General features: G+C 65.2%; 17 protein-coding genes and 1 pseudogene. 9 read left to right on the forward strand and 9 right to left on the reverse strand.

The genetic code is table 11. The annotated features are described in order from the left end of the window. Positions 1–1,188: thioesterase domain-containing protein (locus tag ACFTZC_RS38650; RefSeq protein ID WP_382898375.1), on the forward strand; the 1,188-nt coding region annotated here is incomplete at its 5' end. Between the two features lie 462 nt (positions 1,189–1,650). Continuing rightward, the gene (locus tag ACFTZC_RS38655; protein ID WP_382898377.1) at positions 1,651–2,508 is read left to right on the forward strand and encodes a phytanoyl-CoA dioxygenase family protein; all 858 of its coding nucleotides are present in this window, start codon (positions 1,651–1,653) and stop codon (positions 2,506–2,508) included. 741 nt (positions 2,509–3,249) lie between these two features. Here the strand turns inward: ACFTZC_RS38655 and ACFTZC_RS38660 are convergent. The 4 genes from ACFTZC_RS38660 to ACFTZC_RS38675 form a co-directional block, all read right to left on the reverse strand. Beyond that, positions 3,250–3,438 carry a hypothetical protein gene (locus tag ACFTZC_RS38660; protein ID WP_382898378.1) on the reverse strand — a complete coding sequence of 63 codons (189 nt, stop codon included), beginning with the start codon at positions 3,436–3,438 and terminating at the stop codon, positions 3,250–3,252. 13 nt (positions 3,439–3,451) lie between these two features. Further along, entirely contained in the window at positions 3,452–4,369 is a 918-nt protein-coding gene (locus ACFTZC_RS38665; RefSeq protein ID WP_382898380.1) for an IS3 family transposase, read from the reverse strand. Beyond that, positions 4,366–4,674 (reverse strand): transposase, encoded by a 309-nt coding sequence (locus tag ACFTZC_RS38670; protein WP_382898382.1) that lies wholly within the window; start codon positions 4,672–4,674, stop codon positions 4,366–4,368. Before ACFTZC_RS38670 ends, ACFTZC_RS38665 begins: the two co-directional genes overlap by 4 nt. Before the next feature lie 122 nt (positions 4,675–4,796). Beyond that, entirely contained in the window at positions 4,797–5,318 is a 522-nt protein-coding gene (locus ACFTZC_RS38675) for a transposase family protein (protein ID WP_382898384.1), read from the reverse strand. A gap of 196 nt (positions 5,319–5,514) precedes the next feature. On the opposite strand from ACFTZC_RS38675, the gene ACFTZC_RS38680 reads away from it, so the two are divergent. The 7 genes from ACFTZC_RS38680 to asnB all read left to right on the forward strand — a co-directional run bounded on the left by ACFTZC_RS38680 (position 5,515) and on the right by asnB (position 13,915). Further along, on the forward strand, positions 5,515–6,885 hold the full coding sequence (locus tag ACFTZC_RS38680; protein ID WP_382898385.1) for a DUF6002 family protein: 1,371 nt from the start codon (positions 5,515–5,517) through the stop codon (positions 6,883–6,885). A 149-nt stretch (positions 6,886–7,034) separates the two neighbouring features. After that, complete coding sequence (locus ACFTZC_RS38685; RefSeq protein WP_382898387.1) at positions 7,035–8,201, forward strand: hypothetical protein; 1,167 nt, start codon at positions 7,035–7,037, stop codon at positions 8,199–8,201. Beyond that, positions 8,198–8,845 (forward strand): methyltransferase, encoded by a 648-nt coding sequence (locus ACFTZC_RS38690; RefSeq protein ID WP_382898389.1) that lies wholly within the window; start codon positions 8,198–8,200, stop codon positions 8,843–8,845. Before ACFTZC_RS38685 ends, ACFTZC_RS38690 begins: the two co-directional genes overlap by 4 nt. 64 nt (positions 8,846–8,909) lie before the next feature. Beyond that, the gene (locus tag ACFTZC_RS38695; RefSeq protein ID WP_382898443.1) at positions 8,910–10,154 is read left to right on the forward strand and encodes an MFS transporter; all 1,245 of its coding nucleotides are present in this window, start codon (positions 8,910–8,912) and stop codon (positions 10,152–10,154) included. A 348-nt stretch (positions 10,155–10,502) separates the two neighbouring features. Beyond that, complete coding sequence (gene panD, locus ACFTZC_RS38700; RefSeq protein WP_382898391.1) at positions 10,503–10,928, forward strand: aspartate 1-decarboxylase; 426 nt, start codon at positions 10,503–10,505, stop codon at positions 10,926–10,928. Between the two features lie 231 nt (positions 10,929–11,159). Further along, positions 11,160–12,095 carry a hypothetical protein gene (locus ACFTZC_RS38705; protein ID WP_382898393.1) on the forward strand — a complete coding sequence of 312 codons (936 nt, stop codon included), beginning with the start codon at positions 11,160–11,162 and terminating at the stop codon, positions 12,093–12,095. Next, the gene (asnB, locus tag ACFTZC_RS38710; RefSeq protein ID WP_382898395.1) at positions 12,095–13,915 is read left to right on the forward strand and encodes an asparagine synthase (glutamine-hydrolyzing); all 1,821 of its coding nucleotides are present in this window, start codon (positions 12,095–12,097) and stop codon (positions 13,913–13,915) included. Before ACFTZC_RS38705 ends, asnB begins: the two co-directional genes overlap by 1 nt. 80 nt (positions 13,916–13,995) lie before the next feature. Here the strand turns inward: asnB and ACFTZC_RS38715 are convergent. The 5 genes and pseudogenes from ACFTZC_RS38715 to ACFTZC_RS38735 all read right to left on the reverse strand — a co-directional run bounded on the left by ACFTZC_RS38715 (position 13,996) and on the right by ACFTZC_RS38735 (position 21,576). Next, positions 13,996–15,247 (reverse strand): annotated as a pseudogene (locus ACFTZC_RS38715) (IS3 family transposase). A gap of 492 nt (positions 15,248–15,739) precedes the next feature. Then, on the reverse strand, positions 15,740–16,846 hold the full coding sequence (locus ACFTZC_RS38720) for an aldo/keto reductase (RefSeq protein ID WP_382898397.1): 1,107 nt from the start codon (positions 16,844–16,846) through the stop codon (positions 15,740–15,742). Between the two features lie 85 nt (positions 16,847–16,931). After that, complete coding sequence (locus tag ACFTZC_RS38725; RefSeq protein ID WP_382898399.1) at positions 16,932–19,553, reverse strand: beta-ketoacyl synthase N-terminal-like domain-containing protein; 2,622 nt, start codon at positions 19,551–19,553, stop codon at positions 16,932–16,934. Between the two features lie 18 nt (positions 19,554–19,571). Next, on the reverse strand, positions 19,572–20,624 hold the full coding sequence (locus ACFTZC_RS38730; protein WP_382898401.1) for a MupA/Atu3671 family FMN-dependent luciferase-like monooxygenase: 1,053 nt from the start codon (positions 20,622–20,624) through the stop codon (positions 19,572–19,574). Positions 20,625–20,682: 58 nt separating this feature from the next. Then, positions 20,683–21,576 (reverse strand): transglutaminase domain-containing protein, encoded by an 894-nt coding sequence (locus tag ACFTZC_RS38735; RefSeq protein ID WP_382898403.1) that lies wholly within the window; start codon positions 21,574–21,576, stop codon positions 20,683–20,685. Positions 21,577–21,578 lie beyond the last annotated feature (2 nt).

The following is a 21,578-nucleotide window of genomic DNA, read 5'->3' on the forward strand; positions in this document are numbered from 1 at the left end:
GACGCATCACCGACGGCGGCATCACTGAGGAAAAAACTCAGCGGCGAACTACCGGATTACATGGTCCCGTCCGCATTCGTCATGCTCGATCGGATTCCGTTGAACCCCAACGGAAAACTCGATCGAAACGCTCTCCCCGTACCTGCTGCGGAACCGGCTGGCCGATTGCCCGTCACCACAGCAGAAAAGGCACTCTGCCAAATCTATTCCGAAGTATTGCATCGGCCCGAAATTCGCGTCGACGACGATTTCTTCGCCCTGGGCGGCCATTCACTGATGGTGATCAAGCTGGTCCGCCGGATCGAGACGGCACTCGGCGCCGAGGTCAACATCCGCGACCTGTTCGACACTCCGACGCCTGCCGGTCTGGCTGGCAAGCTCGACACGGCGGGAACGGCCGACCCCCTCGCGCCGATGCTGCCGCTGAGGGTCGGTCAGGGCAGCCCACTGTTCTGCATCCATCCAGCGGCGGGCGTCGGCTGGGTCTACTCGGGTCTACTGTCGTATCTGGACGATGGCAGACCTCTATACGCCTTGCAGGCGGCTGGGCTCAGCACCCCGGATTTCCCATCGCAATCGGTGGACGAGTTGATCAGCGATTACGTACGACGCATCCGGACACAGCAGCCCAACGGCCCCTACGCGTTGCTCGGCTGGTCTGTCGGCGGATTGATCGCCCACCTGGTCGCGGTCCGGCTTCAGGACGAAGGCGAGGAGATTGATTTCCTCGCGCTGCTGGACAGCTACCCAAGACTCCGCAGTGCCCAGTCGCAGGCGACGGCCACAGGTGAAACCGATGCTCTCTGGACGCTGGCAGAATCCCTCGGGGAAGAGGTCTTGCCTGACGGAGGGCTCCATGGGCTCGCTGACTTGGAGATCTCGCTCCTGATCAAGGTCTTCAACGAGATGCGAACCCTGTTCGCGAATGTCCCCTTGGGTGTGTTCCGGGGTGACATGCTGCTGTTCACCGCGACGGCCGACAAGCTGGAAGGTTCGCGCTCTCTCTCGCATGCCTGGCGCGAGCACGTTGGCGGGGACATCGAGGTCGTCCCCGTGGACTGTGCACATGGCGAACTGACTCGGCCCGGGGCGCTGTCTGTGATCGGCCCGATCATCGCCGACCGGCTGCCCAGACCCGTACGCGCCACGACTACAGAGCGCGCTTCAGACACTGCCTGTTCTACGTGAGGAGCTACTCGCGAGGGCGACTGCGGTGCCGACTCTGGAGGACCTGTGACCATTCCCCCGAGGACCCCGCTCTCCAAGCCGTCGCGCGTCGGGGCTCCGAGACGTGCGGCAGCGCCATGGTGCGAGTAATTCCCCTTACGCACAGAATCTGGAGCGGAACGGTAGGAGGCAGCGAACACGGCCGAGAGGGCGGATGACGCGGACGCCTTGAGTTTCGCGGCGGAGGCTCTGTCAGTACTGAAGTGGCGGACGATCAACGATATCGAAGAGTCTCTCAGAAAGGCTCTGGGAAAGGGCCGGTATAACGTGAAAGCCACCCGAGCGCGCTGCAGTTGGTGATCTGCGACCGTGACGTCTCACCGTTTCCTTACCAGACGATGGACTGCTCGGCAAAGAGCAGAGCCTGTCCCGCATCGAACACTCCGTCTATTTTTCACCCGAATTCTACGAAAGGCCGGCGGCATGCTTTCCCAGCCTCAGTGCGATTTCTTTTCCTCCCAGGGATATCTGCCCACCTACGAAAATTTCTCCGGCGACGACCTCGCTCTGTTGGCGAAACGCAGTGTGCTCGCCTTTGAGCAAGACTCCCCGGGCATGATTCTGGAAAAGGATGGCAGGACTATCCGCGGAGTGCACGGATGCCACGAGACCGACGAGGTGTTCGCCCGGCTGGTGCGCCATAGAAAGGTTCTGGAAACAGCGAAGGAACTCCTGGGCGGTGACGTCTACGTCCATCAGTTCAAGATCAACGCGAAGAAGGCTCTGAAAGGCGACGTCTGGCCGTGGCACCAAGACTACATCTTCTGGCACCACGGCGACGGAATGCGTACGTCGCAGGCGGTCAACATCGCGATCCTGCTCGACGAGGCAACGGACTTCAACGGACCGCTACTCGTATTGCCCGGGTCCCACCGCATCGGCATGATCGACCCCGAACGCGGCGATCGCGAGAGCGTCGGCCGCTCGACGGAGCCCGACTGGCGGTCGCACCTCAACGCCGACCTCCACTACACCCTCGACGCCGGGCACCTGGCCGAACTGACCCGCGACAGCCGCATCGTCGCGATGAAGGGCCCGGCCGGCACGGTTTTCGCCTTCGACCCGCTGATCGTGCACGCTTCCGGCTCCAACATGTCCCCTGATGACAGGGGCATGTTGTTCATTACGTACAACCGCACGGACAACACCCTGGGCGACGTGTCGAATCCGCTGCCCAGTTTTCTCGCCGCCCGGGACTACACGCCGCTGCAGCCGCTCGCTGTTCCAACCCTGCTGCCCGAGGCCACCGATCAACCGATTCCAAAGGAAGTGAATTCATGAGAGGTACGCCAGAGTAGCTGTGCTGATCACCTCGAGGAGAGGAAAATCGTGCGGGGTGCTCCGGTTACCGGTAGTTCGTTAAATCCGGCGGTAGAGGTCAATGCCGTGTCCGGTGGTGACTGCGTCGATCAGGGCCTGGAGCTCGGAGGGTGGGTCAGTGTCCGTCCAGGCTCGCCCCATCGGTTGAGGGTGACGTCGGGGGTGAGCCAGGAGCGGATAGCCCGTAACGCCCTGGGCCAGCAGGGCTGTTGGGGCCGGTGTGGTTCGGCTGGGCCCCCTTCTGGCCCCTCCTCGGGACATGGATCCGGCGCGGTGGCATCCAGGGGTCCGGGTGGGGCGAACCACTGGTCCCAGCAGAAGGAGAAGGCGCAGTTGGCCAGGGTCTGATGGCGGCGGATGGCGCGGTCGGAGCGGACTTGGAAGTCGGCCCAGCCCAGTTCGTCCTTGACCTATCTTGTAGCTCTGCTCGATCCACGGCCGCAGGCCGTAGAGGCAGACGATCTCGGCGAGGCCGGCCGGCGGGTGCGGGCCGGTGGTGGCATGGGGTGCGTCGGGGTGGGGCAGGCTGGTGGCCAGGTACCAGGTGGCCTTCTTCGGCAGACCTGCCGGGTCGGTGGTGGCCACGACCAGTCGGCAGGGTGAGTCGGGACCGTAGCCGCCCAGGCGGGCATCAGCGGCCCACCAGGTCTCGGTGTGCCCGTCGTGGAAGTGACGCTTAGTACTCCAGTCTGGTTTCGTGGCCTATCCAGCAGGTTCGTCGAGAGACCGCCGAGGGTAGTGGCTGCGCCGGGCTGTTGCCTGGTGGCGTCTGCGCCAGATGGACCAGTGCAGCAGCCTGGCCGCGGTCGCGGCTGGCGGGGCGAAGACCGCGGTGAGCAGATGGCGGATCTCGGGGACGGTCAGGGAGATCGGGTGAGGTTCCCCCGTCATGCGGAGGTGCTGATCAGCTGGTCAGCAGGGGTTGGTGGGTGTTCAGGTTCGTTGGTTCGGCCGTCGCCTGCTCGGCGTAGTGCTTCTCCTCGAACTCGATCGGGCTGAGGAAGCCGAGCCGTTCCTGGATGCGGCGGGAGTTGTAGAAGCCGTCGATGTATTCGAAGAGCGCGAGGTTGGCCTCGGCCCTCGTGGTGAAGGTGCGGCCGCGGATGCATTCGGTTTTGACGAGCATCCAGAGGTTCTCCGCGAGGGCGTTGTCGTACGAGTCCCCGACGGAACCCATGGATGCCTCGACTCCCGCTCTTATCAGCCGGGTTGTGAGCTTGATGGATGTGTACTGACAGCCGTGGTCGGCGTGATGGATGAGCTTGCCGGGCTCGACCTCACGGGACGCGAGCGCGTACTCCAGCGTGGTCAGGACCAGGTCGGCGTCCGCGCGGGCAGAGGTCTCCCACGCGACCACCCGGCGTGAGAAGGCGTCCCGGATCGCCGAGAGCCACATCGGTCCCTCACCGGTGGAGATCACGGTGAGGTCGGTGACCCACAACCGGTTCGGCGCCGGTGAGGTGAAGTCCCGGTTCACCAGGTCCGGAGCGAGCGTGGCCTTGGGATCGCGGCGCGTGAAGCCCTTCCGTCGCGGGCTGACGCCTGCGATGTCGGCCTCGCGCATCAGGCGCTCGACCCGCTTGCGGCCCACGCGCGTGCCCTCGCGTCTGAGGACGGCGTGCACGCGCGGCGAGCCGTAATTGCCGCCGGACTCCGCGTGGATCTCCTTGATCCGCTCGGTCAGTTCGACGTCGCGGCGCCGCCGTTCGCACGGCTCCTTCTCCGCGCGGCGCCAGCGGTAGTAGGTGGAGGAGGCGATGTGCAGTTCCCGCAGGACGCACTCGACTCCCAGGCGGGGATGCTCGTCGAGGAGCGCCGTCACCTGGGCCGGGTCGGGTCGAGTTGCGCCGCGAAAAACGCCGAGGCCGTCCGCAGCACGTCGTTGGCCCGCTTGAGCTGGGCGTTCTCCTTACGCAGCGCCACCAGCTCGGCCCGCTCGTCGGTGGTGAGCCTGTCGTCGCGCTCGCCGGCATCCGCCTCGGCCTGCCGGATCCAGCCGCGCAGGGCCTCCGGGTGCACGCCGAGGTCGACTTCCAGCTTCTTGATCTGCGGCTTCGGGTCGGATGTCCGGTACATCCGAACTGCACGCTCACGCAACTCCAGCGAGTACTTTCTGGGAGCGGCCATGGCCGATGTTCCTCTCATGAGAACCATCTGACCCTCTGTCAACACACTCCGCATCTCGGGGGAACCTCAGTTCGCGGCGGTGCGGGATGACCAGGCCGGTGCCCTGGTAGCCGCCATCCGCGTTAACCGTGGTTTTCCCGACGGCGGCTTGGGCGCCGGACAGCTCCCACGCCTTGCAGTCGTTGCGGTTCCCGGGCAACGCGGCCGACAGCAACGACGAGCCGGGTGTCGGCGTCGATGACGACCTGGTGATTGATGGAGTACCGGTAATTCTTCGACTGCTCGGCGACCTGGTGGTCGCGGGTGGGGACCAGGGTGCCGTCCACGATCAGCAGGATGTCCTTGCGGAACCGTTTGCGGGGCTGGAGCGCGAGCGCGAGTCCGAGGTGGTCGACGATGCGGTCTGCGGCCGACTTCGAGACACCGAACAGCGGGGCGAGCTGCCGAAGCGTGAGGTTCGTCCGCCAGTACGCGGCTACCAGCAGCACCCGGTTCTTCAGCGGCAGGCTCCAGGGTCGGCCCTTGCGGACCGGGTCCGCACCTTCACGCCGCAACGCGGTGATCAGCTTGCCGAACTGACGCGGGCGCAGGCCGGTGAACGTGGCTATCCAGGACGGCTCCGACGCCGTGATCACACCAGACACGGCAAGATCATCTCAACCGTGATCAGCAGTTACGGGACAGCCTTTATTCAGCCAAACCGGGAAAACTCACTTGCAGGCGGCATGCCGTCACGTAGGCTAGGGGTAAGCGCTTTCCATCTCTGAGGGTGCAACCCTCAGTGGCGGTGCCTTCCGCCTCCACATACAACATCGAATGTCGAGGAGAAAATTGCACGAGATGGCAACCGAGGACGGCCGGAAAGCGATCCGGATCGAGAATCCAATCGAACATTACTACTCTCGCATCGGCTCGACTCTGAGTCTACTCTGCGGCCATCAGGCAAGTGACTCCCGGGAATTCAATCCGGGTACCGAACTCCCAGAATTGACTCCGGAGGTCCGAAACTACTTTTCGGCGTCAAGTCTTTCCTATGCCCGGCTCGGTGAGTACCGAGGGAAGCGCCTGGCGCTCCTCGATCTGGCACAAAATCCAGGCACCCGCACGACGAAGACCTTTGCTTCGCTGGTCTTGGTCGCCCGTGCGATTCGATTCATTCAGGACAGTGGCCAGCGCATCATGATCCTGACGCCGTCTTCGGCCAACAAGGCCACCGCGATGCGCGATGCGGTACAGCGCGCCATACAGTTCAACCTTGTCTCACCCGAGCAGTTGAGCGTCTCTGTCATCGTCCCAAAGGGATCGGCACCGAAGCTATGGGAATCCGACCTATATCGCAATTCTCAGTCACAAGTCCGTAATCCTGTAGCGATATACTCCGGGGCCGAGCCGTCCAGTGTCAAAGCCTTGGCGCGTCACGTGGTCGAGAATTATGGAACCGCCTTCAAGGACGCCACCGGCGTCAACCTCTGGTACACCCTTGACCTGAACAACTACCGGGCCGCCGATGTCATCCGCGCCTTTACCGAGGCCGAGCACTTCCCCTCGGGCCTCCCCCGACTGCATGTTCACGCGGTATCGAGCGCGTACGGCCTGCTCGGGCACGCACAAGGATACAAACTGCTCGACGAATCCCTGCGCCGCCGCATTCCGCACCCACGTTACTTCCTGGTGCAGCATCTGGGCACTCCGGACATGGTGCTCAGTCTCTACCACGGAAATACAGATAAGGTCGGGCATCCGGAATATAGCTACGACGAGCGGACGGGCCTGTTTGAGCAGAAGTCTGACCCCCGGTTCCCCTATATGACTATGGATCCGGGAGAAACGCTCGACACAACCTTCTACACCCGTACTCCTGTGACCTCCCCCCTCATGAACGCCCTGATCCAGACACATGGCGGTGGTGGCATCGTCGTATCCCTGCATGAATGCCTCAAACGGTATCCGCAGATCAAGGCGCTACTGCAGCACGCCAGCGTGAAATTGCCCGCTGATCCGCGCGTCATTCGCGAGTGGTCGCTGGTTATGGCGATGACCGGAATTCTCAACGCCATTGATCGGGGTCTTATCTCGGAAGAGGACATCGTCGTACACGGCTCGGGCTGCTACAGCCTGCACGACTACGCGCCTCTCCCCTTCGCGGCGCTGCACACGGTGGAGAACGGCGACATGCTCAAAGACATTGTGTTCAAGGCCGCCGAGTCGTGACCCGTAGATGCATCGCTGTCGCACAGACGACCACGGGCAAATGAGCTGCGCCGTGCCTCCTTCACAGTTCCGACCGATGATCGCGGAGGGTCATTTCTGTGCCTGCATCAGCTCTACCATCACGCACGTCCATGCACCGTCGACTACGCATGCATCTCAGTTACCGTTGGCGCAACGACAACAACCCGATCCTGACCCGGCTGCGCACCGCCATTGACACCCGTGACGGGGCAGTTTTCCCTGCTGTCAGCTCACGGCTGGGCGGCACCTCCGTCTCCTATGCCGGACTTGCCGAAGGGCTTGCGTACACCCTGGAGTTCACCGAGCTTCGCCGCGAAGTGCAAGACGGGCAGTCGGCCGAACGTACCACGACCGAGATCACCGGAAAGGCGCTCAGATGCCCGAAGAGACTGCCGGACGCCGACATCACCATCGTGGGTACCAGTGCCGTGCGGGCCCGGCGGCTGCCGACGTCAGCCTCTTTGATCATGCCGATGCGCGTCCACTTCGTCATCGATACCGACGGAGATCCGGATTCCGTACGCCAGACGATCTCCAAACGCGAACGCTGGCAGTTCAACCGGGACATGCGGCACCACGACTGGACCTGGACGGTCGAGCACGACCCTGCCTGGTTCGATTTCTTCTACGACCACCTCTATCGCCCCACCATGCGCATGCGTCACGGCGCACGAGAACGAACAGAGGCGAAGAACGTTGCATATGAGTGCCTTTTCCGCACCGGGCGCATGTTCAGCCTGTCACAGGACGGCGAGCGCATCGGCGGGGCTCTGTGCCACTGGGACGGCGCATCCCACATCATGACCCTACGCCTGCTCGGCGTACTCGGCGGATCCGAAGAACATTACAACAGTGGCGCCTTCAAGGCCATTTACCACTTCCTTGTGAAGTGGTCAGCGGAAAATGACGTACGTCAGCTCGACTTCCAAGGGACGGAACCCTTTCTGAGCAAGGGAACGTACCAGTGGAAGCGTCGCTTTGGAACCCGTGTACTTCTTCCGCCGAACCACTTCGGGAAGAAACGATTGTGGCTGCATGTGGGGCAAGATACGCCTAAGGTCCGTGACTTCCTGGTCGCCAACCCGATGCTGGCTGAGGCGGAGGACACCACCCTGGAAGCTATTTACTTCCATGATTCCAGCCGCCCTGCTCGCCTGGACTACTCCGCAAAATCTCCCGGAGTGGAACGCGTCCGGCAAATCCACCTCGACACATTTCTCGCCGTTGGTCCAGGGGATGCCTCGACCGCCTCCCGGTTCAGGCGTCCGCTGAACAACTCCTGGAGCATGCCATGACGGAATATCTGCGGGCGGAATACGGCCCCGTGAAAGTGTCCTACACGGCGGAGCTGGACGGTGGAGGTGACACCTTTGGCCGCACCTATGCCCCCTTCGTCAGCGAACACTTCGGCAGCGTGGAGAACGTCTTCGAGTGGTGTGCCGGGCCCGGCTTCATTGGTTGCTCCCTCCTGGCCGCCGGGCTGTGCAAACACCTGGACCTCGGCGATGTCAACCCTGCGGCTCAAGCGGCTGTGACACGGACCGTTCAGGAGAACGGTCTGGAGAACCGGGTGCGCTTTCACCTGTCCGACAGCTTTGCGCAGGTTCCCACCGACCTTCGTTGGGACCTGTTGGTCGGGAACCCTCCGCACGTCAACGCTGCTGCGCCGGCCTCGGACTACCAGCACAGCCACTCACCCCTGATCTGGAGCGATGCGGACTGGTCTATCCATCGCTCCTTCTACGCTGATGCACCCCGGTTCCTCAGCCCCGGAGGATCGATCCTCATCCAAGAGAACCACCGTTTCTCCGAACCCTCAGACTTCACGCACATGATAGAGGATTCCGGCCTTGAGATCGTGGGCGTGTTCACCTGCGGCCTCGGTTACGAGGACTATTACTTCTTGTGGTCAACGCTGCCCGAGAATGCTGCACGATGACGCCGTTTCCTCCGCGAGGCACCATTTCCTGACGACTTGCCGTCTTTCCAGGAGCATTCCCTACGTGCTGACGTATCGAGAACTCTTCCACACTCCCGAGTTCACACCTCTTTTTCTTATCTCGGCTGGGCACACCGCGGCACAGACAATGAGCGGTCTCGCGCTAGGGACTATGGTCTTCGAGCAGACGAACTCGCCACTGCTGTCGTCTCTGGCCATGTTCGGCCCTGCCTTGGCGCAGTTGGTCGGAGCCACTACCTTTCTGTCAGGTGCGGATCGACTACCGCCACGTGCCGCCATGACGGGGCTGACTCTCCTCTTCGGACTGGGCACGGCAATTCAGGGAGTCCCTGGGCTGCCTGTGTGGGCAGTGTTCGTGGTGCTTCTGGCCCTCGGAACACTCGGCTCCGTCTACGGCGGGATGCGATACGGGCTGCTCAACGAAATCCTCACAAGTAAAGGCTATTTACTCGGCCGTTCCGTCTTCAATATGTCTGTAGGCATGATGCAGATCGGCGGCTTCGTGATCGGAGGTGTGCTGCTGACTGTCCTGTCGCCGCCCGGCACGCTGTACCTGGCCGCTGTCGTCTACCTCTCCACTGCCATGGTGACGCGCTTCGGGCTCACACGCCGACCATCCCGAGCCGCTGGGAAGCCGTCGGTCAGTGACACCTGGCGGAACAACGCGCGCCTTTGGTCCTCGGCGACCCGCCGGTGCATCTATCTCGCCTTATGGATCCCCAACGGCCTGATCGTCGGAGTTGAGTCCCTCTACCTTCCGTACGCTCCCCGGGACGCGGGCACGCTCTTCGCCTGCGGCGCTCTGGGCATGCTGGCCGGGGACGTGATCGTTGGACGCTTCCTCCCGCCCGGGCGGAGGGACAGACTCGTCGTCCCCCTGTGCGCGCTTCTCGCGGTCCCCCATCTGTTCTTCGCTCTCAAACCAGCATTGCCGGTTGCCTTCGCGCTCGTCACCCTCGCGACGTTCGGCTACTCCTCGACCCTCCTGTTGCTGGATCGTCTGATGGCGACGACGCCCGAGGAACTCGGCGGGCACGCCTTGGGACTGCACAGCTCCGGCATGCTCGCCATGCAGGGTGTGGGCGCCACGCTGGCGGGTTCGCTAGCCGAACTGACGTCGCCCACGAGCGCCATGGCCGCGATGGCCACGGCCTCCCTGGCTGTTACCGTGACTCTCAGACCAGGTCTGCTTCGGCAACAGGGCGGTCGGCCTCGCCCCGGCGAATACGAGGAAACACTCTCCGCGAAGCCGGCGCGCCAGGAGGCCAGGCACACCGCTCCACGGTGACCGTGCCGAACACGCAGGCCAACTCCCGCCGGTGCCCGTACTTCGTCATGGTGCTCCCGAGGCGTCGCGGTCCAAGCTGCGCAACTGCCCCCTAACCGCCGAGTCGGCGTCGATACCGACCCAAATCCGCGCCTGTCGCGTGCTCAAGCCCGTCGCTCCGTATCCCTCGTGACCAGTACTTCGGATCCGAAGAGCACCCCGCCGACAGGTCCCCAACCAGCGATGACCGCAGTTCTCAATCATTGGTCGGAGCGTCCGGGAGAACTGGGCGGCCATTCTTCTCGAACCATCAACGGCAAACAAACGCCAGCCACACCCGGACCTCCTCACATTCTTAGGGAGACATCCATGTTCCGTACGATGTTGAAATCCAAGATCCACCGCGCCACGGTCACCCAGTGCGATCTGAACTTCGTCGGCTCGCTCACCGTCGACGCCCATCTGATGGACGCCGCCAATCTACTCCCCGGCGAGCTGGCCCACCTGGCGGACATCAACAACGGCAACCGGCTCGCGACGTATGTGATCGAGGGGTTGCGCGGCAGTGGCATCATCGGCGTCAACGGTGCGGCGGCCCGCCTCGTCCAGAACGGTAACCTCGTCATCGCCTACGCCTACGCCTACGCGACGGTGCCTGACAAGGACGCGGCCAAGATCGTGCCCAGCGTGGTGTTCGTGGACGAGCGCAACCGTGTCGCAGGCCGCGACGCCGCCCTCACGTCCGCTCCCGCCGGCTCCGGTCTGATCGCCGGGGACACGGTGGACGCGGGGTGATCCCACCGACCTGGCGTTACGTCTGGAACAACAGCACCGACCCCCGCGTCGTACGGGCTCACACCCTTGCCGACGCCGCCCTCGCCGCGCGGCCTCGGGTCACGCTATCCCGGCCGGATGGCGAAGGTCCGGTGCTGGCGTACGGCGGTCTGCCGCAGGGCCAGACGCACGTGCTGCCATTCCTGGAGCAGCGGCGCGGTACGGCGTCGTCCGCAGCGCACCCGGCAGGGCATGACCTGGGCCGATCTGATGCACAGCCAGGCCGCCCCGGGCGCCGACATCCTCGCGGTCGGGATGTTGCGCGACCGCGTCCCGACCCGGCTGCCGCGGCACAGCCTGCTGCTGCCGTTCCGGGTCACTCTGGCGGTGCCGGTCGGGCCCGAACCACAGGACGTGCTCGGCAGGCTCTCGCGCAAGGCTCGACAGCAGCACGCACACGAAGTGCGCTCCCACAACCGCACGCTCGAAGTGGCTGCCGGCGAGGACTATTTCGCGTTCTTCTACGACGGTATGCACCGGCTGTCCCTGGTGAACAGGCATGGTGACGCCGCCCGTTCGGAAGGCCGGGACAGTGCGCCAGTGTGTCTCTTCCGACGCGGGGTGCTGTTCTTCCTGTGCGAGTCGGGCCGCCGGGTGGCGGGTATGCTGTGCTGGCTCGAAGGAGGCACGCTGGTCGTCCGCCTGGCTGGCGTGGCCCGGGCTGACGACGAGGCGTACGCCTCCGGCACCTACTCGGCGATGTACGTGCTGATCCTGCAATGGGCAGGCGAGCACGGCCTCACCCGGGTGCACCTGTCGGAGTGCGAGCCGTTCCTGAGCAAGGGGATCTTCCAGTTCAAACGGAAGATGCCCCCTGAAGTGGCCCTTCCTCGCAACCACTTCAGCGGGGAGCGGCTAATGCTGCGGGTCCGCCGAGACAACCCCTTTGTCCGTGATTTCCTCGCTGCCAACCCCGTTCTCGCGTTCGGGCAGGAGCAGGGCTTCGAGGCGGTCTACTTCCACGACGATGACCGTCCGCCCCGGCTCGACCTGCGCTGGAGATGTCCCAGGGTTCGGGGGCAGCGCCTCGTCCATTTCGACGACTTCTTCGCCAGTCTCCCGGACACCGTGCGACAGCGGCCCGCCGTCCACCCGAACTCCCCTGACGATTGCACCAGGAGCGCCTGATGTGCGGCATTGCCGGTTGGATCGATTTCTCCCGTGACCTCACCCTGGAACGGCAGACCGTGGAGGCGATGACCGGTTCTCTGCAGCGGCGGGGTCCGGACGCGGACGGGGTGTGGCTCGCCCCACACGTCGCCCTCGGTCACCGTCGTCTAGCCATCGTCGACCTGGAGGGCGGCAAGCAGCCCATGGTGGTGCACCCGCGTGCGACCGGGGCGCCAGTGGTGCTTACGTACAGCGGCGAGGTGTACAACTTCCGTGAGCTTCGGTCACAGTTGACGGCACGCGGGCACCGGTTCGAGACGGTGTCCGACACCGAGGTGCTCCTGCACGCCTATCTGGAGTGGGGCGCGGCCTTCGTCGATCACCTGACGGGCATGTTCGCCTTCGCGATCTGGGACGCCGGCCGCGAGGAACTACTCCTGGTGCGGGACAGGCTCGGGGTGAAGCCCCTGTACTACCACGTCTACGACGGGGGCCTGCTGTTCGGCTCCGAGCCCAAGGCAGTCCTGGCCAACCCGCTGTTCACGGCCCGCACCAGCGAGGACAAGCTCCCTATCCTGTTCAACCCCCGCCTGTCCATGCCGTGGGAGACGCCCTTCACTGATCTGCGTCAGGTACAGCCGGGCCACATGGTGCATTTCGACCGCGTGGGCGCCCACGAGACGCCCTACTGGCGGCTGGTGAGCCGGGAGCACCACGACGACGCCGCGACCACCGCGGCCCGGGTCCGCGAGATCCTGGAGGACGTCGTCATCCACCAGCTGATAGCGGACGTGCCGCTGTGCACGCTGCTGTCGGGTGGCCTAGACTCGTCGGCGATCACCGCGCTGGCCGCCGCATACCAGCCGCCGGGGTTGCGCTCCTTCTCCGTGGACTTCCAGGGCGCCGACGACGACTTCCACGCCACAACCCTGCGTCCCGAACGCGACACCCCGTTCGCCCTCGCGGCAGCCGCGCACCTCGGCGTCGAGCACACCTCGCTCATGCTCGCCCCGGAGGCACTGCCCGAGGTCGTACCGGAGACGCTGACCGCCCGGGACACGCCCAGCCTCGGCCAGTTCGATTCCTCCATGTACCTGCTCTTCCGGGCGATCCGGGAGCAGTCCACGGTTGCCCTGTCCGGGGAGGCGGCCGACGAGGTGTTCGGCGGGTACCCCTGGTTCTTTGATCACGAAACTGTCTGGGGTGACACCTTTCCCTGGCTCGGCAACAGCCCCCGACTCACGGACTGCCTGACACCCGATGTCCGGGCCCGGATTCACCCGGACGAGGACGAACGTGACCGCTACGCCACAATGCTCGCCCGCGTCCCGCGTCTTACCGGCGAGTCCGGCCTTCAAGCCCGGATGCGCGAAGTGCTCTACCTGAGCCTCCAGGGGCCACTCGTCTATCTCCTGGACCGCAAGGACCGGATGAGCATGGCCGTGGGCTTGGAGGTGAGGGTGCCGTTCTGCGATCACACGCTCCTCGAGTACGTGTGGAACGTGCCGTGGAAGATGAAGGTCTCCGACGGCCGCGAGAAAAGCCTGCTCCGAGCCGCTGTAGCCGACCTGCTCCCGGCCAAGGTGCTCGAACGTCGCAAGAGCGCTTATCCCGCCACCTTCTCGCCAGCCCACGCCAAGACGGTCCGAGCTGCTCTGGATGCCGTGCTGGCCGACGGCGACTCGCCACTCGCCGGGCTGCTCGACGTGCGCAAGGTACGGGAACTGGCCGCTGGGGAGGGCCGCATGATGACCATGGCCGACAACCTGCACCTACTTCTGCCCCTGATCGAGGTAGATCGCTGGATGCGCAGCTACAACATCTCGTGGACGGCATGAGGGGTCCGGTTCCCGGGCGTCGGACGGATCGAGAGCGAGGAGACGACAATGGGTGAACCGCCTCGGGTTCGGTAGAGATCTCAGGTTGTGGTTGTGACCTGGGGTTTCGTGAGTTCGGTGTAGTAGGTGGCTTCGTACTCGGCCGGTGGGACGTGGCTTATCTCACCGTGGGGCCTGCGGTGGTTGTACCAGTCGACGTATTCAGCGGTGGCGAGTTCGACCTGGGACAGCGTCTTCCAGGGCCGCCGGGGTTTGATCAGCTCGGTCTTGAACAGACCGATCGTGCTTTCCATCAGGGCATTGTCGTAGGCGTCTCCGACTGATCCGATCGAGGCGGCGATGCCGGCGGCGTCCAGGTGCCCGGCGAGGCGGAAACTCGTGTACTGCGACCCCGCGTCCGAGTAATGGATCAACTCGCCTCGCTGAACGGGATGTTGGTCGCGGTCGCGCTGCCAGATCGCCATCTCCACAGCGTCCAGGACGAAGCCCGTCGCCTTCACGGTGGCCGCGGACCAGCCGACGATCCGGCGGGAGAAGGTGTCCATGACCAGGGCGATGTAGACGACGCCGGCCCAGGTCTTCACGTGGGTGAAGTCCGCGGCCCAGCAGCGGTTCGGGGCCTTGGCGACGAAGTCGCGCTCCAGGCGGTCGGGAGCCCGTTCGACTTGTCCGCCGGGGAGTGTAGTGATCACCTTCTTGCCGCGGACAGCGCCGGAGATGCCGAGTTCCCGCATGAGGCGCTCGACGGTGCAGCGGGCCACCGCATGTCCCTGCCGGTTCAGCTCGCGCCAGATCTTCTGGGCCCCGTAAACACGGTAGTTGGACGTGTGGACCTCCTGGATCCGTTCTTTGAGTTCCTCGTCGCGCACGGAACGGGCGGAGGGAGTTTCAAGGCGTTTCCTGTGGGTGTAATACGTGGAACGGGCGATCTTGCAGTCATGTCCGGTGAGTGTTCTGCAGATCGGCTCGACGCCGCCGAAGCGGTCCCGGTGCTCGTCGATGAACGCTACGAGCGTGTGTGTGGCCGGTCGAGCTCGGCCGCGAAGAAACTCGCCGCGGCCTTCAGGATCTCGTTCTCCCGCTTGAGTTCGGCGTTTTCCTTCTTCACGCCTTGAGCTGGGCGGATTCGTCCGTCGTCGTCCCTGGACGCGTCCCCGCGTCGGTCTCCTGCTGCTTCACCCAGTTCCGCAGCGTCTCGCGTGAGCCGATGCCGAGCTTCTCGGTCACCGCCTGCAGAGCGGCCGTCTCGGTCGGGTGATCGTCGCGCACCTCGGCGACCATGCGCACCGCACGGCGGCGGAGCTCAAGCGGGTAACGGGAAGGTCGTGCCATGACTCGATCCTTTCATGAAATCGAATCTCCATTCGAACCGGGGCGGTTCAGACCCTCCAGCCGAGCCCTCCGCCGAAGCCGACCCACCTGGGCGGCCAGAGAGGGGCCCACGTTTACCCCACCAGCCCCCTGCACCCTGCTGGCCACAAACACTCCGCACGGTCCGCAGCTGGCTGACCCCGTCCATCGTGCTACGTCGCTGGTGGCAGGTATGGTCCAACACGCCCCCACCCACCGAACTCTAGCAACTACTCGAAGCCGTCACCAGAAGACAACCTCTCAACCTCTACGCCTCGGTTTAACAAACCACCGCTGGAGGTGAAGGGATCAGTCTGGGAGTCCAGTTGCTCCAGTTGCGGAAGAAGGGATGGGCGATGATGTCCGGACAGGCACGGTCTCGCTCGGTCCTCATGGGTCTCGCCACGTGATCACCAGCACCGTGCCTGCTCTGCTCCCCAATTTTCCCTGTTACACAACAAACATGACGCCGCGTCACTCACGAGACCGGCGAACCGGACCGACCCAATCGCGCAATGCCCGTGGTCCGTCGGGCTTGTCCCGAGTTCTGGCATTGACGCTCCGTTGCAGCCAGGGCAACAAGCCGTACGGCGCGGTGCGGGGCAGGGCGCTGGCTGTGTTCAGTCGTGCCTGGAGGTCGTCGGGCAGGTTGAAGCTCAGTGCAGCCACGGTCGACTGGATTTGGTGGCGTTTGCTGGCTCCCAGGAGCACTGAGGTAACGGTGGGGCGGTTGGCCACCCAGTTCACCGCAACCTGAGCCGGGCTTTGCCCGATTTCGCCAGCTACCTTGGTCAGTTCGGCAACGATGCCCCAGGAGCGTTCGGTCCGCTTGTCCAGGGTGCGCGGTGTGCGGGCGGCGGTGGTTTTGAGACGCCCGTCGGGCAGCCCGCCGCTCTCGGACGCGCCAGAGTACTTGCCCGACAACAGCCCGCTGGCAAGAGGACCCCAGGTCATCAGCCCCATGCCCAACTCCTGGCACAGAGGGGGAAATTCGTACTCGATGCCGCGCTCGACGAGTGAGTACTCCAGTTGCAGCGCGCACAGGGGTTCATACGCGCGCCACTCGGCGAGTGTCTGGGCTCGGGCCGCATACCAGGCGGGCACATTAGAGAAGGCGACGTAGCGCACCTTGCCCGAGGAGACCAGATCATCCAGTCCGCGCATGACCTCCTCCACCGGGGTGTGCGCGTCCCAAGCGTGCAGGATGTAGAGGTCTACGTAATCCGTGCCAAGTCGGCGCAGCGAGCCCTCCAGAGCGCGCAGCATGGCTTTTCGACCGTTGCCACCGGCGTTGGGGTCGCCTGCCCGAGCACTCAGGGTGAACTTGGTCGCCAGCACCGTACGATCGCGGACACCGCGTTCGGCGATCAGGCTGCCGACCAATTCCTCGCCGACGCCCTCGCCGTAGATGTCTGCAGTGTCGACGAAATTGCCGCCGGCCTCCAGATAGGTGTCGAGTATCTGTCCGGCAGTCCCGGCGTCGCAGCCCCAGCCCGCCTGGCCGAAGGTCATGGTGCCGAGTGCCAGTCGGCTGACCCGCAGTCCGGAACGGCCGAGCGTGTAGTATGCGTTCAGCGTCATAAATGCCTCCGCGTCAGAGCGGGCGCCGGAGCGGGCCAGCCACCCGGTCGGGGGTACTGCCACCGGAGCCTCGGGCTGCGGTGTTTCACTCTTCGCCGCCCTGGGGCCCTGCGCCCCGGCGGTGTCGTTCGGCGACGGCTGCGGTATGTTCGTGCAGCAGGTGGTCCACGATCGCCCGTAGAGTCGGATGATCGAAGACGACCACCGCTTCGAGTGCGATGTCGTAGGTCTCCTCGATCAGATCTATCAACTGCACCAGCGTGAGGGAGTCGAAGCCGAGTTCCATCAGATCCGCGTCAATGTCGACCTCACTGGGATCGACCAGTAGGAACCCGCAGGCGGCCAGCCGCAGATCTCCTTCCACCGTGGCCCGCTGATCCGGGTTGGCAGCGGGGTCGGACGAGTCGACGGGGATGCCGTAGGCCAAGAAAGCGGACGCCGACACCGGTGGGGCGGACACGGACCCGGATGTGGCGGAGAGGGCCGTCGCCGTGGGGGCGGCCGGGGACCAAAAGCGCCTCATGGCGAAGGGATAGGACGGCAGGTTGACGCGGTACGGTCGTCGGCCGGTCCACAGCCGGGACCAGTCCACCGGCGCGCCGTCGACCCAAAGCCGGGCGAGCTTGTCGGCACGGTGCTTGTGGGTCAGGGCGTCAACATAAGCCTGGTCGTCCTCGTCGTAGGGCTGGAGCCTTCGCGAGTTCCCTCCGAGGACCGAACCCGTCATGACCGCAGCGGTTTGTTTGCCTGCGATGAAGTCCTCCAATGCGGTGCGAAGTTGCGCGAGGCCGGTGAAGGGCACGGCCAGCCGCTCGGCCATCTCCTTCCGCCCGATCTGGGTGCTGTACGCCAGGCGCTCCGGGAAGTCCCCCGCTTCTGGTGTGTCAGGGAGGTTCCCGGCGACTTCGGCAGCCAGGGCGCGCAACTGTTCAACGGTACGGGTCGAAAGCAGCACTACGTGCTCGGCGCTCCCTCCTGCCGCGTCGTGTTCCGCGGGCGTACCGGCCACCGGGTGCAATGGGACGAACTCCTCGACTATCAGATGGGCGTTAGCTCCCCCCGCGCCAAAGGAACTCACGCCGGCGCGAAGCGGATGCCCGTCCGCTTCACCCTCCGGGCCGTGCCATGGCGTCAGGAAACGCGGGAAGTGCAGCACGGACGAGGTGCTGGAGATCTGCGGATTGAGAGTGTCGAGGCCCACGCACGGCGGTATGTGACGGTGCTTCAGTTGGAGGAGGACCTTCGTCAGACCCGCGATCCCCGCTGCCCCCTCCAGGTGCCCGATGTTCGCTTTGACAGAGCCGACAGCGCACGTCTGGGCGTCCGGCCGCCCTGGCTCCAGCGAGCGGGCCAGGCCCGCGGTTTCGATGGGGTCGCCCAGCTTCGTACCGGTGCCATGGGCTTCGAAGTAGGAGATGTCACCTGGCGTGATGCCGGCTCGACGGATGGCGGTGGTCACGAGGTCCGACTGGATGGTCGGGTTGGGCACCGTGAAACCGGATGTCCGGCCAGCGGTGTTGAGAGCACCGGCCTTGATCACCCCCCAGACGTGGTCATTGTCGGCCAGGGCGGCCGCGAGAGGTTTGAGCAGTACCGCGCCGACACCTTCGCCGGGCACGTAGCCGTCGGCCGCCGCGTCGAACACCCGGCATGCCTTGCCGGACGCTAGCATGCCGGTCGCTGAGAGACCGACCAGGTGGGAGGGGTGGAGGATGAGGTTGACACCGCCGGCGATGGCTGCCGCGCACTCCCCACTTCGCAGACTCTCGCAGGCCAGGTGGACGGCTACGAGGGAGGACGAGCACGCCGAGTCGACCGCGAAGGACGGGCCGTGGAAGTCGAAGACGTAGGAGACACGGTTGGCGATCGACCAGGCTGCGGAATTGGCTCCGGTCAGCTTTCCGAGCGGCCATTCGGCGGCGCCCATCTTGCCGTAGGTGGAGTTCATGGTGCCTACGAAGACACCCGTGTCCGGCTGATGGGTGCTCAAGCCCAGGTGACCCGCCTGCTCTAGAAGGTTCCAGCACGCGTGGAGGAAGAGGCGCTCCTGAGGATCGATGTTCGCGGCTTCGCTCGGCAGGATGCCGAAGAACTCCGCGTCGAAGTCGGCCACGCCGTCGATAAAGCCGCCCCAGCGGCCGTACGACATGTTCGGCTGACCGCGCCGGGGGTCGAAGTACTCCCGCCAGTCCCAACGGTCTGCGGGCACCTCGGTGATGGCGGTCACACCGTCCCGCAGATTGCGCCACAGCGACTCGATGTCTGGTGCCCCCGGATAGCGTCCGGTCACCGCGACGACCGCGATGTCCTCGCTGTCACGCGACCTGTGGTCCGGCGTCGCCGACGGCGGAGCGGCCTGGTGTGCTGCCCTCGGGGCTGCCGGGCAACGTGTCGGTTCGCTGTTCGCCACGACGTCCGACAACGGCGTCGGACGGGTGGCGAGGAAGTGGTCCGCCAGGTCTTCGACCGTCTGGTTCTGGAACATGAGGGTGGCAGGCATCTCTCCGAGGTCGCGCTCGAAGGCCAACGTGACGTTCATCCGTGTCAGCGAGTCCATGCGCAGGTCGCGCAGCGCGTCCGGAGACGTCAGTGCGGCCGTCGTGGTGTCGGTGACGCCCGCTATCACTTCACGGACGTACGACAGCACGGCAGCCCGGGAGGGCGTGGCCGACGAGTTGGCCGGGCGGTGGGGTTCGGACGACATCATGATCCCTTCGCTCAGGGGTTACGACAGGTGCGCATGGATGGCCGCGAGTTCGGCCACTGTGTCCAGGACGGTCTGCCGGGGAAGTCCGAAGTCGACCAGACAGGCGATCTCGTCCGCGCCCACGGCATGCATCCGATGCACCGTCTCGAGTGCCTCGGCCCGGTCGCCGATGAGGGAGCGGCCGCGGAGATGGAGTTGCGCGGCGAAGACGAGCCGCTTCTCACCGAGAAGGGTGTCGGCGGGCGGGTCGCCCTGGCTCAGGAAGGCCGCGAGGTACCGGCGCAGTGGACCCTCCGCACGGCGCCGCATCTCCTCGCCCGAGGCGCCTATCGCGGCGTGCGCCATAACGCATACCCGGCCCCGTCCGCCGTGGTGAGCGGCGTAAGCACGCCGATAGGCGCCGATACACTCCCCGAGTTGCCGCGTGGTGAAGGCTCCGTAGCCGGTGAGCAGACCGGCGCCCAGCTCACCGGCATACGCGAAGGTGTCCGTATTTCCGGTGGCCGTGATCCAGCACGGCAGACCAGGCTGAACCGGACGGGGGTAGGTACGGACTGTGTGGTCGACGCCGTCCGGGCCCTTCCTGCGGACGGCGTTTCCGCGCCACAGATCCTGGACGGTCCGCAGGTCGTGCCGTGCCCGCTCCGCACGGTCCGTGAAGTTCTCCGGGGCCAGGACGAAGTCCCGGGCGTTCCATCCGGTGGCGGACGAAATCTCCGCACGTCCGCCCGAGAGGTTGTCCACGACGGCCCATTCCTCGGCCACCCGCAGCGGATCGTGCAGGGGCAAGACGACACTGCCCGCCCGGATACGGACCGAGTGGGTGACCGCGGCGATGGCCGCCGCCAGCACCGCAGGGTTGGGGTGGCCGCCGCCGAAGGGTGTGAAGTGTCGTTCCGGGACCCAGACGAAACGCAGGCCCTGGTCGTCCGCGGCCCGTGCCGCGTCCAGCAGCAGCCGGTATCCGTCGGCGTCGGCGACGTTCTCCTCAAGGGCGGAGAAGAAGTACAGCCCGAGTGAGGGACCCGTCCGGCCTTCGGGACCGACGGTTCCTCTGGTGCTCTCATCCATGTACCAGACATCCCTTCATCGAGGTGAGGGCCGGACGGCAGAGGGCTCGGCCGCGTTGTCACGTGCCGTCGGCCCGGGTCGGAAAGGAGAGCGCGGCCACTCCTTCGATATGCGTGGCGATCATGAATTCGTCCTCGCCGAGCCGCCAGGCGGCATCGCCGATCGAGCGGTGGGGCGGCCACTCACCCGGACGCAGCAGATCCCAGCCGGTCAGGACGTTCAGCAGATGCGGGTCGAAAGGCACCCAGGCGTCGTTTAGGTACAGGTCGAACCATGCGTGGGGGATCGAGTAGGGCGCGGAGATGAACAGGCCGAAGGAACGCCGGGCCCGGAGCCCCAGCGCCGCCGCCTCCGCCACGAGGTGACGCGCGGCGAGACCGCAGTCGGCGAGACGGGTCTCGCGCAGAAAGCCGAGATCCGCGCGCAGGCCGTCAGGAAGTAGATGAAAATGAAGCGGTTGTACGAGGTCGGTGAGCCGGGTGACGTCCGAACGGACGTGTGCGGTCTGGCCATGTACGCGCCGGGTAAGCGTGAAGGCGCCGCGCGACGATGCGCGGTACCCGGGCAGCTGCCGCAAGTGGGGAGCAGGCTCGGCGGAGCAGAGCCCCGGGTGGGAGTCCTTTGGACAACTGGGCTCCACCGTCACGACGTAGGTCACCGCGGCGGCGTGCGCGGCCGAACGGATGGCGGCCGACCAGCCGCGCATCGCCATGAACCGAGGTGAGGGCAGGGCAAGACCGAGCGACACGTTGGCGAGGTCCAGCCCGTCGAACCGTGGGCCAGCGCCCGTCGCACGGTATGGCAGGCCCGACACAACCAGGGCGTCGAGCAGTTCGGCGTGGATGCCGTGCCTGCGTCCGGCGTCGGAGCCGGTCTGCGTGAATTCGCGGAACCCATCGGGGATCCGCCGCAGACGTCCGACGACGCGGCACAGGGATTCCTCGCCGGGCACGG

It is taken from the genome of Streptomyces sp. NPDC056987 (assembly GCF_042673865.1).
GTDB lineage: Bacteria > Actinomycetota > Actinomycetes > Streptomycetales > Streptomycetaceae > Streptomyces.